General features: G+C 58.9%; 14 protein-coding genes. 6 read left to right on the top strand and 8 right to left on the bottom strand.

Annotated features, from left to right (window positions below; all coding sequences use genetic code 11):
- The first annotated feature begins 78 nt into the window (after positions 1–78).
- On the top strand, positions 79–1,185 hold the full coding sequence (locus ACFQUU_RS07180) for an S-(hydroxymethyl)glutathione dehydrogenase/class III alcohol dehydrogenase (protein WP_382244770.1): 1,107 nt from the start codon (positions 79–81) through the stop codon (positions 1,183–1,185).
- Between the two features lie 465 nt (positions 1,186–1,650).
- Entirely contained in the window at positions 1,651–2,499 is an 849-nt protein-coding gene (fghA, locus tag ACFQUU_RS07175; RefSeq protein WP_382244767.1) for an S-formylglutathione hydrolase, read from the top strand.
- Between the two features lie 94 nt (positions 2,500–2,593).
- Here fghA and ACFQUU_RS07170 read toward each other — a convergent pair whose 3' ends face one another.
- Both ACFQUU_RS07170 and ACFQUU_RS07165 read right to left on the bottom strand, forming a co-directional pair.
- Positions 2,594–3,826, bottom strand: a complete 1,233-nt coding sequence (locus ACFQUU_RS07170; protein WP_382244764.1) for a malic enzyme-like NAD(P)-binding protein — start codon at positions 3,824–3,826, stop codon at positions 2,594–2,596.
- A gap of 604 nt (positions 3,827–4,430) precedes the next feature.
- Positions 4,431–4,793, bottom strand: coding sequence for a hypothetical protein (locus ACFQUU_RS07165; RefSeq protein ID WP_382244761.1), 363 nt, complete (start codon positions 4,791–4,793; stop codon positions 4,431–4,433).
- Positions 4,794–4,988: 195 nt separating this feature from the next.
- Between ACFQUU_RS07165 and ACFQUU_RS07160 the strand changes: the two genes are divergently transcribed.
- Positions 4,989–5,648, top strand: a complete 660-nt coding sequence (locus ACFQUU_RS07160) for a hypothetical protein (protein WP_382244758.1) — start codon at positions 4,989–4,991, stop codon at positions 5,646–5,648.
- Positions 5,649–5,950: 302 nt separating this feature from the next.
- The gene (locus ACFQUU_RS07155) at positions 5,951–7,384 is read left to right on the top strand and encodes a CHRD domain-containing protein (RefSeq protein WP_382244755.1); all 1,434 of its coding nucleotides are present in this window, start codon (positions 5,951–5,953) and stop codon (positions 7,382–7,384) included.
- A 171-nt stretch (positions 7,385–7,555) separates the two neighbouring features.
- Here ACFQUU_RS07155 and ACFQUU_RS07150 read toward each other — a convergent pair whose 3' ends face one another.
- The 3 genes from ACFQUU_RS07150 to ACFQUU_RS07140 form a co-directional block, all read right to left on the bottom strand.
- Entirely contained in the window at positions 7,556–9,451 is a 1,896-nt protein-coding gene (locus ACFQUU_RS07150; RefSeq protein ID WP_382244752.1) for a methyl-accepting chemotaxis protein, read from the bottom strand.
- A gap of 259 nt (positions 9,452–9,710) precedes the next feature.
- On the bottom strand, positions 9,711–10,037 hold the full coding sequence (locus tag ACFQUU_RS07145; RefSeq protein ID WP_382244749.1) for a hypothetical protein: 327 nt from the start codon (positions 10,035–10,037) through the stop codon (positions 9,711–9,713).
- Between the two features lie 13 nt (positions 10,038–10,050).
- Complete coding sequence (locus ACFQUU_RS07140) at positions 10,051–10,821, bottom strand: EAL domain-containing protein (RefSeq protein WP_382244746.1); 771 nt, start codon at positions 10,819–10,821, stop codon at positions 10,051–10,053.
- A 191-nt stretch (positions 10,822–11,012) separates the two neighbouring features.
- Between ACFQUU_RS07140 and ACFQUU_RS07135 the strand changes: the two genes are divergently transcribed.
- Complete coding sequence (locus ACFQUU_RS07135; protein WP_382244743.1) at positions 11,013–12,797, top strand: AAA family ATPase; 1,785 nt, start codon at positions 11,013–11,015, stop codon at positions 12,795–12,797.
- 7 nt (positions 12,798–12,804) lie between these two features.
- Positions 12,805–13,668: a general secretion pathway protein GspB gene (locus ACFQUU_RS07130; RefSeq protein ID WP_382244740.1), complete on the top strand. Its 864-nt coding sequence runs from the start codon at positions 12,805–12,807 to the stop codon at positions 13,666–13,668.
- Between the two features lie 63 nt (positions 13,669–13,731).
- Here the strand turns inward: ACFQUU_RS07130 and ACFQUU_RS07125 are convergent, their stop codons facing one another.
- The 3 genes from ACFQUU_RS07125 to ACFQUU_RS07115 all read right to left on the bottom strand — a co-directional run bounded on the left by ACFQUU_RS07125 (position 13,732) and on the right by ACFQUU_RS07115 (position 16,575).
- Positions 13,732–14,415: a GNAT family N-acetyltransferase gene (locus tag ACFQUU_RS07125; RefSeq protein ID WP_382244737.1), complete on the bottom strand. Its 684-nt coding sequence runs from the start codon at positions 14,413–14,415 to the stop codon at positions 13,732–13,734.
- Complete coding sequence (locus ACFQUU_RS07120; RefSeq protein ID WP_382244734.1) at positions 14,412–15,584, bottom strand: ABC transporter ATP-binding protein; 1,173 nt, start codon at positions 15,582–15,584, stop codon at positions 14,412–14,414. The genes ACFQUU_RS07125 and ACFQUU_RS07120 overlap by 4 nt, the downstream gene beginning before the upstream one ends.
- Positions 15,585–15,726: 142 nt before the next feature.
- Positions 15,727–16,575, bottom strand: a complete 849-nt coding sequence (locus tag ACFQUU_RS07115) for an AraC family transcriptional regulator (RefSeq protein ID WP_382244731.1) — start codon at positions 16,573–16,575, stop codon at positions 15,727–15,729.
- Between the last annotated feature and the right edge of the window lie 19 nt (positions 16,576–16,594).

Genomic DNA, 16,594 nt, shown 5'->3' with positions numbered 1-16,594 from the left:
CGGCCGCGCGACCGGCTGCGCAAACTTCTTTCGTCAGCCGACATACAATAGGCGTTTATTCATTCCCGGGAGCTGTCGATGAAAACCAAAGCCGCGATTGCCTGGAAAGCAGGCGCACCGCTTTCCGTAGAAGAAGTCGATCTGGAAGGCCCACGCGCCGGCGAGGTATTGATTGAAGTAAAGGCGACCGGCATTTGCCACACCGATTACTACACGCTGTCCGGCGCTGACCCGGAAGGGATTTTTCCTGCCATTCTCGGCCATGAAGGTGCGGGCGTGGTGGTGGACGTGGGACCGGATGTGCGCTCCCTCAAGAAAGGCGACCATGTCATTCCGCTGTACACACCGGAATGCCGGCAATGCAAATTCTGCCTGTCGCAAAAGACCAATCTCTGCCAGGCAATCCGTTCAACCCAGGGCAAAGGTTTGATGCCGGATGGCACCAGCCGCTTCTCCATCGGCGGCAAACCGCTATTCCATTACATGGGTACATCGACGTTTGCCAACCACATTGTCGTACCTGAAATCGCGGTGGCCAAGATTCGGCAGGACGCGCCTTTCGACAAGGTCTGCTACATCGGCTGCGGCGTCACCACCGGTGTCGGCGCGGTACTGTTCACCGCCAAGGTGGAAGCCGGCGCCAACGTCGTGGTGTTCGGCCTTGGCGGCATCGGCCTCAATGTGATACAGGCCGCGCGCATGGTCGGCGCCGACAAGATCATCGGCGTCGACATCAATCCGGCGCGCGAAGACATGGCTCGCCGGTTCGGCATGACCCACTTCGTCAATCCCAAGGAAGTGGACAACGTCGTTGATACCATCGTGCAGCTGACCGATGGCGGCGCCGACTACAGCTTCGAATGCATCGGCAACACCACCACGATGCGCCAAGCGCTGGAGTGCTGCCATAAGGGTTGGGGCCAGTCGGTCATCATCGGCGTCGCCGCCGCGGGCCAGGAAATCAGCACCCGTCCTTTCCAGTTAGTCACCGGACGCGTATGGAAAGGCTCGGCGTTTGGAGGCGCGCGGGGACGCACCGACGTGCCGAAGATTGTTGACTGGTACATGGAAGGCAAGCTCAACATCGACGACCTCATTACCCACAAGCTTACGCTGGACAGGATTAATGAGGGCTTTGATTTGATGAAGAGTGGTGAATCGATTCGGTCGGTGGTGATGTACTGATGTGCAGGCGTGATGAAGCCTTCGCGGACGACCGAGGCGTGGTAATGCGGTATTAAACGATTGAGTTGTAGGTTACAACGATGGGATAGAACCCATCCCCACCCTAACCCTCCCCTTGAAAGGGAGGGGACGTTCTTGATGTTGGGAGGTAATGAGGATGGATTGCCGTCCGAGCAAAGTCCTAGGAGCCGCAACCGGCAATGCGATGCGCAGCGAGCGAGCCGAAGTTCCCTCCCTTTCAAGGGGAGGGTTAGGGTGGGGATGGGTTTAAAAATGCCCCTGTGCAGACGCCCGAAGGGCGGCGAAGCGGGGTCGCCTTTCTTGGCTTACCTTCTTTGGCGAAGCAAAGAAGGTAAGTGGCCCGCCGGGGCCAGTCCCGGCTGGCATCCACGAAGAACGAACAGACCTGAATCACCGAAGAGAAGAAAACCCAGCAACGCAACAACTACCAGCCCAGGCACCCCCATGCTAGAAATCCTCTCCGAACACCCTTGCTTCAACGGCATCCAATCCTTCTACCGCCACGACTCGGAAGCCACCGGCCTCCCCATGCAATTCTCCGTCTTCCATCCCCCGGTGGAAGAACACCAGCTCGTCCCCGTCCTCTTCTACCTCGCCGGCCTTACCTGCACAGAAGAGACATTCATGATCAAGGCCGGCGCCCAACGCGCCGCCGCCCAGCGCGGCATCATGCTCGTCACCTGCGACACCAGCCCCCGCAACACCGGCATACCCGATGCCACCAAGGACTGGGACTTCGGCCAAGGCGCAGGTTTCTACCTCGACGCCACCCAGGCACCATGGAGCAAGCACTTCCGCATGGAAAGCTACGTCACGCAGGAACTGCATTCGCTCATCTTCAGCGAATTCAACGCCGACCAAACCCGCACCGGCATCTTCGGCCACTCAATGGGCGGACACGGCGCATTGACATTGGCACTGCGCCACCCCGACAAATACAAATCCGTATCCGCCTTCGCCCCGATTGCCGCGCCTAGCCGTTGCCCCTGGGGACAAAAGGCGTTCACCGGCTACCTCGGCAACGATCAGGAAAGCTGGCTGGAACACGATGCCACCGAACTGATGAAGAAGCGGCAGACACCTTTCCCGCAAGGCATCCTGATCGACCAGGGTCTGGGCGACAAATTCCTGAAAGAGCAGCTGCTGCCTGAACAATTCGAGCAAGCCTGTGCCCAGGCCAAGCAACCGCTTACGTTACGCCGGCATGAAGGATATGACCACGGCTATTACTTCATCTCGACCTTCATCGACGATCATCTCGCTTTCCATGAGCGGATTCTGAAAAGCGATTAACCTGGCAAGACGATACGAAGCCGAAAATAAAAAACGCGGAGTGCATCACATGCATTCCGCGTTTTTTATTATGAGGACGCTGTCGCGACGATGATTACAGCAAGGTCTTCGCCAACGCTTCCAGTTGCAAGCGATACTGCCTTGCATCAACCGGCTTGCGCGCCACCCCACTCTCCTGCGCCGCCGCCGCAATCCGCGGTGTCACTCCGATCAACAAGCGCTTGTCCAGCAAAGTCGGCACGATGTAATCGCGGCCGAACTGTTCGTCGCTGCGCGCCATCTCGGCAAGCGCCACCACGCAGGCGCGCTTCATGTCCTGGTTGATGGTCGTTGCGCCGGTATCGAGCGCGGCACGGAACAGGTACGGAAAGCACAATGCATTATTGATCTGGTTCGGATAGTCTGACCGGCCGGTGGCGATGATCGCGTCAGGTGCGACTTCGCGAATCAGCTCCGGGCGCAACTCGGGCTCCGGATTGGCCAGCGCGAACACGATGGGTCGGGCAGCCATCTTCTTAACATCCTCCTGGCTGAGCAAGCCGGGGCCGGACAAGCCGAGGAATACATCTGCCATGCCGATCACGTCGGACAGTGTCTTCGCATCGGTCGTCTGGGCCCATGCACGCTTCTCCTCGGTCAGTTCGCGGTCGGTTGTCAGTACGCCGCGGCTGTCGCAGACATACACGTTTTCACGACGCACACCCAGGTCAACCAGCATATCGAGGCAGGCAATCGCCGCCGCACCCGCGCCCGAGCACACCACCTTGGCCAGAGAAATGTCGCGGCCGGTCAGGTGCAGGGCATTCAGGAAGCCGGTGCCGACGACGATCGCAGTGCCATGCTGGTCGTCATGAAAGACCGGAATGGACAGGCGTTCGCGCAGCTTGCGCTCGACATAAAAACATTCCGGCGCCTTGATGTCTTCGAGGTTGATGCCGCCAAAGGTGGGATGCAGTGCGGCGATGATCTCGACCAGCTTTTCAGGATCGTTCTCGTCGATCTCGATATCGAAGGAGTCGATGCCGGCAAATTTCTTGAACAACACTGCCTTGCCTTCCATGACCGGCTTGCCGGCCAGTGCGCCGATGTCGCCCAGGCCCAGCACCGCGGTGCCATTGGTGATGACGCCGACCAGGTTGCCTTTTGCGGTGTACTCATATGCTTTGGCCGGGTCCTTGTTGATCTCGATGCAGGGCACGGCGACGCCCGGCGAATAGGCCAGCGAGAGGTCCGCCTGACTGGCGACCGGCTTGGTGACCTGGATAGCGATTTTGCCGCGCTGCGCGCCGGCGTGATATTCAAGTGCGTCTTGTTCCAGCTTGTTCATGGTTGTATTTTCTAAGAATAAGTTTCCGTACCGGCCGCTGTCCGATGCGGCCGATGAAAAAAGCCGCGGCAATAACGCCTTCAGCGCGTGCCGAAAAACGGCCGCGCGGCAATTTTCATTCTGGTCTGGCGCATTACATCGCCAAGGAATGCATTCCCTCGGCCGCATCGGTAAAGCAGACCGGGGACACAACAGGCATTGTTGTGCAAACGTTTCGCCATCGTTTGCGGTGCGTCTCCGGCCTGGTAAGGCCGGACGTTCCGTGGACAGGTCGGTGCCGCAAACCAGCGCGGTCCCGCCTTGTATTTCCCGTGATCGGGGAAGTGATCAAACAGCGTTTCCCATCGCCGCACATGCTCGGTGACCATGTTGACAACGGGAATCGTAGACTAGCACAAACCTGCAATGTGGCCAATCGAACATGGCCGGAATGCAGATGGCAGCACTTCGTTGCCGGTTTTGGGAGCGCCAGGCCGGATGGCTATTGCCTTATGCACATCTTTCCAGCTGCTATGCGCGAAGAGATATTGCGCCACCCTACATGTCCGAAGTTTATGGCTCCCTTCATGCCTTTTTATACCGGGTCGAGTCGTTTCACTCGGACTTAACGAAACGCTTCCGCTAGCGACATCACTCTCGGCGTGAATGTCACATTGAACTTGCCCAGCACGTCCTGCATCTGCGCGAGATTCGCTTCCTTCTCGGACTCCTTCCAGCCTTCGAAGATATCGGTTCCACCCTTCTGGAAATGGATGTCCATGATCTTCTTGCCGTCATGATGGGTATAAGGCTTGGTAAGCACTTGCTTGAAACCCATGTCCTCGATGGCACCAATGAAGTCGGCTGGCGGGTTGGCCGCATCGACGGCGATATAGATCATGAAGGTTTTACCCGGCGGCTTGGCGGCAACATCCACCGTAAATACACCTGGTGCGACCGGCGCTGCCGTACTTTTCAAAAATAGCATTGGATATCCCCCTGTTCCTCTTCTCTGTCTGGCAACACCGACGCGTGACGCGCTCGAAAAACGTTTATCTATAGCAATATGCCATAAATATGTTATGGCTTAAACCTTTGTGTTCCGGTTTAATCGCCGCAGGGAGCGAACGTGCAGGCTGCCCGCAACAGAGTTGACACGTTCCGCAAAAAAAGGAGGAAAACCATGTTCATCGGACATTATTCGGCAGCGTTTGCCGCCAAAAGGCTGGCACCGGAGTTGCCGTTGCCGGCTCTCTTTATCGCCTGCCAGCTGATCGACTTGTTCTGGGGTGGGCTGGTCTTGCTGGGCGTCGAAAAGCTAAGGATCATCCCCGGTTTCAACGCTTCAAACGACCTCGATCTGTACTTCATGCCGTACACCCATAGCCTGAGTTCGGCATTGGCCTGGGCACTGGCGGCCGCCTTCCTATGCTGGCTACTCCTTCCCAAAAACAATGCACGTAACCGGATAACGGCGGTCGTTGGGTTGACCGTGCTATCGCACTGGCTCCTCGACTTGCTGGTCCATATGCCGGACTTGCCGCTCTGGTTTGACAGCGCCAAGGTCGGCCTCGGCTGGTGGAATTACAAGGTCTTTGCCTTGCTGCTCGAGCTTGCGCTGCTGTGGATGGGTATCGCCTGGTGCCTGCCGCTGGCTGGGGATTACAACAAACGCTATCTGCTGCTCGGCCTCGCCATGAGCGCTGTCCAGGTCTACAGTTTGCTGGAGCAGCCGGATAACGGTACTGCCGTCGCGCAGCAATTGTTGCTGACCTATCTCGTGCTCGCCGGTGCGGCCTGGTGGATGCACCCGGTCCCGTTTAGAAGCACGCGGACCGCATGAGCTGCATCGTTCGGCAGACACTTGCATGCATGTGCAGACATGTGCAGACACTCGCATCGTCCAGATTTTGCATTGCCGCGCGTAGTTCTTACCTGACATGTAATTCAGCGACTGCAAAAGTTTCATCTGCATCCAGTGCGCTATAGAGGAGCCGATGACTTGGCGTGCATCGGCGCGGGCCTGGCACAAACGCTGCATGCACCGCGGATGCGGCAAGCGTGCGCAGGCAGCGGAAGATTTCGTCTAGCCGGTATAGATAGCCGCCCAGCCGCTGGTGTCGGCGGCGATTTCGGAGAGATGCCATGTGGCCATACAACTTCGTTCCTCAAGATATCCGCATTCGCCTGACTCGCGGTGTCGCGTTACTAACGTTGTTTGGCGTGACGGCCTGCGGCGGTGGCGGCGGCGATAGTGGCACTGGCAACGCAGCACTCACTCCCGCAGCAACGCAACCGGCGGTTCAGGTAGCGCAGGAAACTTTCGCGGCAACCCTGACGGGCTTGGATGAAGTGCCTCCTCGCGCAACGACAGCACAGGGTGCCGCAGTCGTGGTCGCCAATGCTTCAAGCCGACAGGCGCTGATCGTAACAACCACGACCAATCTTGCCGGCAGCTTGCTGCAGCTCGGGCAGGCGCCTCCGGGCACACTGGGACCAGTGGTCCTTTCGATTGCGGAAGCCTTGCCGGGCAGCGGCATCTGGGCAGCCAACACGGTGCTCACCGCAGACCAATACAGCAACCTGATCGCAGGCAACCTGCATTTGAACGCCCTGAGCCAGCAGTTTCCCGAAGGCGAAATACGCGGTCAGATCATTCCACAAGTGGCCGGTGCGGGCACTGCCACTTCTGTTGTCGGTACCGTTCTGCCTTCCACCGTCAGTTTTATTGCAGCGCTGAGCGGCGCGCAGGCCATACCAGCTACGACTACCGCGGCACAAGGTGCGGCGGCAATCACGATCAATCCGGTGAACCGGATATTTAGCGCTGCAGTGCTGACGACCGGCATGGTGAGCAATGGCGCTGAACTTCGGGAAAACCCAACAGGCTTCACTGTACCAGCGGTCATTGCTCTCGCCGAAACAAGTGCGGGCAGCGGCGTCTGGACCGCGCGCGGCACGCTGACGGAAACACAGTATGCGGCGCTCCGGCAAGGTAATTTCTTTATCAATGTGCGCAGCACATCTTTCCCCGCGGGAGAAATACGCGGCGCGGTATTGCCACAGACACGCTTTGCATCGAGTACCGTTCCCGCCAGTGCCACCGGAACGATTGGTGCCGGTGCGGGAACCCTCCCTACTGGTATTGGAAATGTCACTACGGGTATAGGGACCGGCGCCACCGGTACGGGAGTCGGCGCAGTAGGTAGCGGCTTTGGAACATCCGGCATCGGTACAGGCGTGACCGCGATTGGCAGCGGCACCCCTGGGGCTGCGACAGGGACGGGCATAACCGGAATCGGCACATCGGGACTGGGCGCCAGTCCGAGCGGGTTTACGACCGGCACCGGAGGGCTGGGCATCGGAACTATCGGGGTCGGGACGACCGGGATTGGCACTACGGGAATTGGTACTACCGGCATTGGTACTACTGGCATTGGTACCGGGACAACCGGCATCGTAGGAACCGGGACCAGTGCAGGCTTTAACACAACCCTGACTGGGACAGGAACCGGTACCGGCATGACTACTACCGGCCTGAACGTCAACTCAGGAGCGGCGTCACTTTTGGGCTTTTAGCGAGGCAAGCGAATTAATCGACCTTGCAACAAGCGCCGTCAGGTCCCCTCCCCCTGTTAGGAGGAAGGAGCCGTACATTCAAGAGCGAACGTACCTTAATTGCATTTGGACGCTCGGTCGCCGGCCATTTAAGTATTCTCTTTAGCGGTCAGGCTTCTGGCCCAACACAGATTAACGCCCTCCTGCCATCCCTTGCGCTTCATCCAGCTTGAACACGCTGACGACCCGTGCCAGGTTCGCCGCCTGATCCTGCAACGACTGCGCGGCTGCAGCGGCTTCTTCCACCAGCGCGGCGTTCTGCTGTGTCGCATTGTCCATCTGCGTGATCGTGAGATTGACCTGACCGATGCCGTCACTCTGTTCATGGCTCGCCGTGGTGATCTCGCTCATGATGGCCGTGACATTCTTGACTGACGCCACGATCTCCTCCATGGTTGTTCCGGCTTGGTCGACCAGTGTGCTGCCGGCCTCTACCTTGTCCACCGAGTCGTCGATCAGTGCCTTGATCTCCTTCGCGGCACCCGCGCTGCGTTGCGCAAGAGTACGCACTTCCGCGGCGACCACCGCAAAGCCCCGGCCCTGTTCACCTGCGCGCGCAGCTTCGACAGCGGCATTCAATGCGAGGATATTGGTCTGGAATGCGATGCTGTCGATAACGCCGATGATGTCGACGATCTTGCGTGAGCTGTCCTTGATGGACCCCATCGTCTGCACCACTTGGTCGACCACCTCCCCACCTTTGACGGCCTGGCTCGACGCCGTCATCACAAGGCGATTCGCTTGTTCTGCGCTTTCGGCATTGGCCCTTACCGTCGCGGTCAGTTCTTCCATGGCGGATGCGGTTTCCTCGAGGCTCGATGCTTGTGCTTCCGTGCGCGAGGAAAGGTCCATATTGCCCGCCGCGATCTGCGTTGAAGCAGCAGCAATCGTATCGGAGCTCTTGCGGATTTCACCCACCGTCTGGTTGAGTGATGAGACGAAGCGATTGAACGCATCGGCCAGTGCGCCGATTTCGTCAGCCGATTCCACCTTCATGCGACGGCTCAGGTCGCCGTTGCCGTCGGCGATTTCGCCCAACATGTTGGCAGCGCGCGCCACCGGCGCGGCAATCGCGCGACTGATCAGAAAGATCACCAGAAGGCCGATGCCTCCCCCAACCAGTGCAGCAACCAGCGCGGAAATCATCGCTGATCGGGCGACATTGCCCAGCACTTCCGCCTCGGGCACTTCAGCGATCACGTACAGGTTCAACTCGGGCACGAAGGACGACGCAACGATTTGCGTCCCATTCTTTGCCGAATAGGTGGCATGCGTAAATTTTGCGCCGCCCAGCAGCTTGCTGCTCAACTCTGCCGAAAATCCCGGACTATCCTTGATGAAGTGGTTACCGTCGATGACGGTCGGGTCGCGATGCACAAGGTAGCTGCCGTCGGCACGTACCAGGTACACAAATCCGGACTCACCGACGCGATAAGAGCGGATGGCATTCGCAAGGGCGTCGATAGACAGGCCGAGGCCAGCCACCACCGGTTTGTCGGTGCCGGCGTCGGCCCGCGTGTTGATGAACAACATGTAGGAATTGGCGCCCACATCCTTATTGACGTTGAGGGTATAGGGTTTGCCGCTGGACAGAAAGGAGTACAACCATTGATCTCTCGCTGCGTTCTTGTCGAGGGTGCGGTTCAGGCCCGCCTCCGTAAAATACTTGCCGGTCGCACCCGATACCCAGAACACTGACGCAGCCTTGTTCTTGTCCTTGATTTGTCTGGCGTAACGCAGCCAGGCATCCATGCCTGCATCAGGCAGGTCCTGCGCTTCCCAATCCAGCAAAAAGCTGTTCTGGGCAATGCTGCGCGACATGGCGAGCGGATCACCGATCTGACGCAGAATGTCGTTGCGAATCTCGCCGACCACCGCAGGCAATTCCTGTTCAACCACTCTTTCCCGGGCTCCCTTGCCGGTCAGGATGACACTCAGCGCGGACGAGATAATCGCATAGAGGAATAGGCATAAAGCCATGCTGCACAAAAGCTTTTGCTTGATGGAGAGTCGGCTTATCAGATTCACTACAAGGCTCCAGATGACGATGTGACGGTAGGAACGCATTAAAATTAGCCGTCCAATGGTGTAACGTGTATTTTATTTTTTGTATACAAATATTGCCGTAACTCAAGCGCTCCGTATACCGGCAACCGCTGAAAGTTGTCACACTGTTGTGGCAAACACACCTTCGTTGAAAGGCTGATTACAAGCCGGGGTACGAAAAGGAGCAGGCGGCAAGTGCGCTAGCTGTCAGGAAAAGTTCGTGTGCAGGCAGGACGAGGTGTCAGGCTTGCCAGACGCCATAACCGGATTCACGCAAGCCGATCGCCAGTTCGACTTCCATGTCGCGCGCACCGTTGTAGGGCATGGGGTTATACATGGCATAGAGTTGCGGCAGCAATCGCAGGCCGTACTCTTGTACAAAGCGATTGGCCTGTATGCCGGCCTTGTGCTTGTCAAAGCGCAGATCGGGATTCAAGCCCGTCATCCCGACATAGACACATGGCTTGCCGCTGACATAGTCGGGATTGGCTTTACGAAAACGTGCTTCGTACAGCACGTCGCCGGACAATTCAACGACGTAGACGTGATAGTGGTAACGGCGGCCCATGAATGACCAGCGCTCAGGCGGGCCAGGTCGGTTCGCGCAGTTCTTCGAAGGCCGGCCGCCCCAGCAGGTAGCCCTGGAACAGTTCGATGCCCATATCCTCCAGCGTGTAAAGCTCCTCTTCGGTTTCGACACCTTCCGCAATCACCCGGATACCGAGATCGTGGCATACCAGCATGACGCCGGAAACGATGGAGCGTCGCACGCGATCCTTGTCGATGTTGCGGGTGAGCGCCATATCGAGCTTGATGATGTCGGGCTGGAAGTTGGCCAACAGATTGAGGCCGGAATAGCCAGCGCCAAAATCATCGATCGCAGTCGAGAAACCTTGTCTCCGGTATTCCGTGAAAATGCCGTGCAGATGCGCTTCATCGTGCACCTGTTCGCCTTCGGTGACCTCGAACACCAGCCGACTGGTGGGTATGTTGAATTCCTGCGCGGCTTGCAGCGTGGCCCGGATGCATGTTTCAGGGCGGTACACGGCGTTAGGCAGAAAATTGATATGCAAAAGGCAATCCGGTTTGTCGGCAAGGCCCAGTCTGGCCGCAAGTTCGATGGCCTTGACACGGCAAGCCTGATCGAAACGATACCGGTTGCTTTCATTTACCTGTCCGAGCACCCAGCCTGCAGACTGCTGATCCACGCCGCGGACCAAGGCTTCATAGCCATAAACAGTGCGATGCTTGATATTCACGATAGGCTGAAATGCCATGGTGAAATCAAATTCGAGTCCCGCGCCGTCGCGGCATTCACGGCAGCCCAAGGGGACAAAGGTCGTGGAATTCATGCAGGCTTTCCGTATATATTAGTGCTGTCGTACTGCTGTTGCCTGTCTTGCACGGTTTGCCGACATAGCATTGTTGCATTCTATCAAACCGATGGCATTCGTCATCACCTTCCACCGGTTCGACGTTGTGTCCCCGCAAATTGCCGGTTCGACATGCATGATATGCTTGCGGGTCGCTTTTCCTACCGCCTATGTACACAGAATTCTTCCAGCTGCGCCAGGCACCGTTTTCCATTTCGCCCGATCCGCGTTACCTTTTTATGAGTGACCGGCACCGCGAGGCCCTTGCGCATCTGCTGTATGGCATCGACAGTGGCGGCGGTGTAGTGGTGCTGACCGGCGATATCGGGACCGGCAAGACCACCATATGCCGTTGTTTCCTCGAGCAGGTGCCGCCGAATTGCAATGTCGCTTATATCTTCAATCCCAAGCTCAGTGTCAGTGAGTTGCTGCAATCGGTCTGTGATGAATTCCATATTACGCTGGCCGACGATGCGCGTGGCGTACGTGGCAACAAGCATTACATCGATGCACTGAACAGCTTCCTGCTGACAGCGCATGCGGAGGGGCGCAACAACGTCCTCATCATCGATGAGGCGCAGAACCTGTCGGCAGAGGTACTGGAACAGTTGCGCTTGCTGACCAACTTGGAAACCAATGAGCGCAAGCTGCTGCAGATCATCCTGATCGGCCAGCCTGAATTGCGCACCATGCTGGCGCGCCCGGACCTGGAACAACTCGCCCAGCGCGTCATTGCGCATTACCACCTGACCGCGCTGACCGAAGAGGAAACCGCCAGCTATATCCAGCACCGCCTTGCCACTGCAGGCCTGAACACGACGTCGCCATTCCAGCCGGCGCTGATCAGGCAAATCCACCGGCTGACCGGCGGTGTTCCGCGCCGGATCAACCTGCTTTGCGACCGCGCGATGCTGGGCGCTTATGCCAACAATACCCAGGTGATCGACCGCAATATCATCGAGATGGCGGGTGAGGAGCTGCTGATCAATGAAGGCCGCATGCAGGCAGCGAAGCCAAAGCCCGCATGGCGAGGCGCGCTGGTTGGCGTGCTCGCGGGCGCGATTATCGCGGGCGGGATTGGCTATGCCGTCACTTCGCCGGACTTGCGGCAATCGCTTGCGATGAAACCGGCCACGACCAGCGGTGCTGCTGATCGTGAACGTGATCGCGCACGGACAACGCCGGCAAATCCGAAAAGTGCCGACACCGCGATTGCAGAGAAGGCTGCGCCGGCGCCATCGCCAGTCGCCGAGGTGACACTCGCAACATCAACGGAGGCGCGTGCCGACAGCGTTGGTGCTGGCACTGACACTGTACCTGCCCCCGCTGATTCGCAGGCCTTGTTTTCCGAGCAGGATGGCAGCTCGAGCGCCGGCCTTCGCGACGAACATGCGGCGGTCAGCCAGCTTGCCCGTTTCTGGGGTGTGACGCTGGAAGGTGACGACCCTTGCGAAGCCGCGAAAAAAATCGGCGTGCGATGCCACTGGAGCACTGGCGGCTTTGGTGAAATCCGCGCTCTCGACCGACCGGTCGCCATCAAGCTGCAGGATCAGCGCAAGCAGGTATTCCACCTTCTGCTCACCGAATTGAGCGACACCGAAGCGACGTTACGTGCAGGCGATGTTAAACAAAAGGTCAAGCTCGCCGTGCTGGGACGTTACTTCCGGGGCGACTTTGTTACCTTGTGGCGTACTCCCCCCGGCTTCACCGGCGCAGTCAAACTTGGCGATTCAGGAACACATGTAGACTGGCTGGCAACACAACTGTCGACCCTGAACGGCGTCGAACCACCGGTAGCCGGCACCACATATGGTCCACGCATGGTGAAACAGGTAGACATGTTCCAGCAGGCGCATGGACTGCATGTCGACGGCGTCCTCGGCCCCGTAACTGCGATGCATATCAATCGTGCCGTGGGCGTCGACGAACCGCGTCTGCGCGACACGATGAAGTGAGATACCGATGTCCTATATTCTCGACGCACTGAAAAAAGCTGAAGCCGAACGACGCGGCACCACGCCGCCGGTGACCCCAGCCCCCGCAACGTATTACGAACGCACGCAACGTGACTCGGTCTGGCACAAGCCATGGCCGTGGGCATTGCTATCGGCAGCCGTGGTCACGGTAGCAGGCGCAACGTGGTTCGCCACGCGTTCTGATCAAGCGGTGCAGGTACCTTCGCCTGAAACACCGCAAGTTGTTGCGCAAGCGCCGGTCGTCCCTGTCACGCCGCAGATGCCAGCACCTGCAGTCACGCAATCGGCCCCGCCCGCCGCTGCGCCACCGGCCCAGATTGCATCGCCAGCACCGGCGACTACGCAACCCGCACCACCGTCCCCTGCGCCGACCAAGGCGGAAGCAGCGCAGGTACCGCCTTCAGCCGTGACACCACCCAAGGCAACACGTGAAAGCCCGCCCGAAGCACCGCAGGCACGTACAGAAAAACCTGCGCGCAAACCAGTCGAGAAAAAGCCGGCGCGCGAGCCCGAGGCTCCGAAGAAATCCGTCCCGGCAACTGCGCCCGCCGCTTCTTCCAACGCTGCCAACTCTGATACCGCTACGGCCAGCACGACTCCAGCCGCTCCAGCCACCGAGCCGGCGGTGGGAAGCGTGCGCGATTTACCGCCGCAGATACAGCAGCAAATTCCGGCACTCACGATTGGTGGTTACATCTATTCGGCAAACAAGGCCGACCGTTCCGTGTTGATCAATAAGCGTTTATTACGCGATGGCGACGAGATAGCCCCCGGGCTGACCCTCGAACGCATGACCCCCAGCGGGATGATCCTCAATTACAAGGGGTATCGGTACAGGTCGTCGTATTAAGCCAGGCGACGTCCCCCAAAGCCGGCACAAGGAACAGCTGGAGCAGAGGTCCGCTGCCTGGACTCAATAACGCAGGAGGGTTCGTGCTGCTGACTGCGCGTAATCGTAAAACCCGACCCTGAGGTAAAGCCGGCGTGCTGCGGCACTGTGCGACATGACGCGCAGGAACGGACGTTGGCCTTGCAGAAGTTGATGCTGGAGAATCTTGATTACGAGGCGTCGCGCCAGACCTCTTCCCGTAAAGTCGGGATGGGTACAGACCCCGGTGATTTCACTGAATCCGCCTGCGCATCCGCGACTACCGGCCATTGCCACCAGCCGCATGCCATCAAAGATGCCGAAGTACTCTCCCAGCTCAAGGGCCCGGCCGGTAAATGGGCCCGGGTTAGTCAGGCCTGCCAATTCGACCGCTGCGGCGGCACTGCGTGAATCGAGCCTGACCGCTTCCGGCGCGGGGTCGTGCTCCATATCCACAGAACCTTGCCAGATCATCTTGTTCAGAAGGCTTTCCGAACTGATGCACCATCCCTCCGGCGCGCTGCTCGCAAAGCCATCGCAATACACACGTTCGCCCGGGTCCACCAGCCGGCCCAAGGCATGCCAGTCCGGATCCCGGGTATCGCGGAACGCCGCAATGGGTGGAAATCCCCGAGCGTACCGGCGCACCGAGTGGCCGCCAATCGTGTACGGATAATGGGGACCGACAAGGGTATGCCAGACGATATTGTCGAAGAGTGACATCGTCATGCCGCTAGCGGATCGCGATCCACATCTGACCTGGCAACACCTTCGCTCACACTTGCGCGCGACATTGCCGGGCCTTGTCGCTGTCGGCTGGGCCACAGCCCGGCAGGACGCACCAGCATGATCAGCACCATTGCCAGTCCAAGCAGCAACTGGCGCAGCACTTCGGGCAGCACTGCCAGAGTGACACTGCCCATCACCACCCCGGGCACATGCCCCATACCGCCAAGAACGACCATTGAAAGCACCGCAATGGACTCGTTCAGGGTGAAGGACTCGGGTGAAACGTAGCCCTGGAACACGGCGAACATGGCGCCGGAAACCCCGCCAAAGGACGCACCAAGTGCGAACGCCAGTAGCTTCACATTGCGGGTGTGGATACCCATGGCGCTGGCGGCGACTTCGTCTTCACGGATGGCGATAAAGGCACGTCCCATGCGCGACTGTGCAAGCCGGACCGACACGACCACGATGACGGCACACAGCGTCAGGAACAGGAAGTAATAAGCATTCACCGAGGGCATCGCATACCCCAAGATGTCGAGCGTAGCCCGCGAACCAGGTTCACCGGCAAGCGACACGCCGAAGACGCGTATCGGGTCGATCATGTTGATCCCCTTGGGCCCGTCCGTAATGTTGACAGGCGCATTGAGATTGATGATGAAGAGTCGCAGGATTTCACCGAATCCCAGCGTTACGACGGCCAGGTAATCGCCGTGCAGCTTGAGCGTCGGAGCGCCCAGCAGCACGCCGAAGAACGCGGCCAGCGCGGCATTGAGCGGGACGATAGCCCAGACGGATAAATGGATGCCGTGCAAGGCGATGCCCGGTCCCAGCAGATCCAGCATTGCATGGCCAAGGGCCGGGTAGGTATTGATTACCGACTCGAGCACGATCGCAAACTGCGGCGACGCCAGCAATGCCGTCGTGTACGCTCCGACCGCATAAAAGGCGATGTAGCCAAGGTCCAGGAGGCCAGCGTAGCCGACCACGATGTTCAGGCCAAGGGCGAGCATGATATAGAGAAGCGCCATGTCGGCGATGCGGACCCAGGAGTTGCCGAACGGCGCGGCGACGAAAGGAAAGAGGATCAGGAACAGCATGAGACCGATCGGAGCCAGGTAAGCGACTGCATTGGTCGTCAGTTTTTTGCGAGCACTAAAGTCCGGCATGATGTCCTTTGAACGAGATCTGTCCGCCATCTTAGAAAGCATGGCCGAGAACGGCTATCAAGATCTTGCTCAACTGTCTTCGCCAGCGGATGTGGTCAAACGAGACCAACAAGAGAACGAACAAAACGGCACAAACAGGAAATCAGCGATGGCCTGTCCGGCGGCGCCATTCGGCAGGCGCCAAACCGAAGTGCGAGCGGAAGCTCGACGTAAAGTGACTGTGATGAGAAAAACCGGAGTCGTGTGCGATTGTCGTCAGCGGCATGCGGGTCGCCTGCATGGCTTCCAGGGCTTTCCCGAGCCGCGTGCGAATGAGGTAGCGATGCACAGGCATGCCGACCTCCTCCCTGAATACGCGCGCCAGGTGATAGGGCGATGTGTTTGCCTGGTGAGCAAGGGCATCGAGCGTCCACGCCCGTTCAGGGAACAGCGTGATCATTTCCTTCACCGCCTCGACCTGGCGACGCCGGCGGTTCCGGGTATCGGCGGGGGTTTCCATCCGGTTGTCGGTGCGAGCCGCCCGGACGGCTGCTTCCATCATGGCGAGACTGATCTCTTCGATCGCCAGCGCACAGGGTGCGCCTTGCAGTAACTCCATGCACAGAAGGTGTCGGTCAAGCACGCAAGCAGCGGCGAGCAGGCAATGGGACTCGATGCGAGGCGAGAGCAGGTCCTCGACGCCAGCCACTTCGCCCAGCATGCGTGTCAGCACGCGTTTTGAAAACCTGAGGACGAGGCATTCGTCGCCGATACGCCCGGGAAAGCTCATGCGGTACGGCTGCCCCAGTCCAAGGAAGACCCCATGGTTGGGATTGGCGATGAAATGCTGACGTGGCGCTTCATGCAGGGCAAACACACCGGAGATCGGCAATAACAACAGGTCATCGGCCGCATAGGCGAGGTCACTGCACACAGCCGAAGTCGGGCGAGCGATCGCGTGGCGAACTGCCAGGAGTTCGTTTTCGAACAGGGTGCGCTCAATCAGATGCATAGGCCGGGTGCGTGAATGA

It is taken from the genome of Herbaspirillum sp. GCM10030257, from assembly GCF_042666555.1.
In the GTDB taxonomy this organism is placed as follows: domain Bacteria; phylum Pseudomonadota; class Gammaproteobacteria; order Burkholderiales; family Burkholderiaceae_D; genus Noviherbaspirillum.
This window is presented reverse-complemented; position numbering and strand designations above follow the sequence as displayed.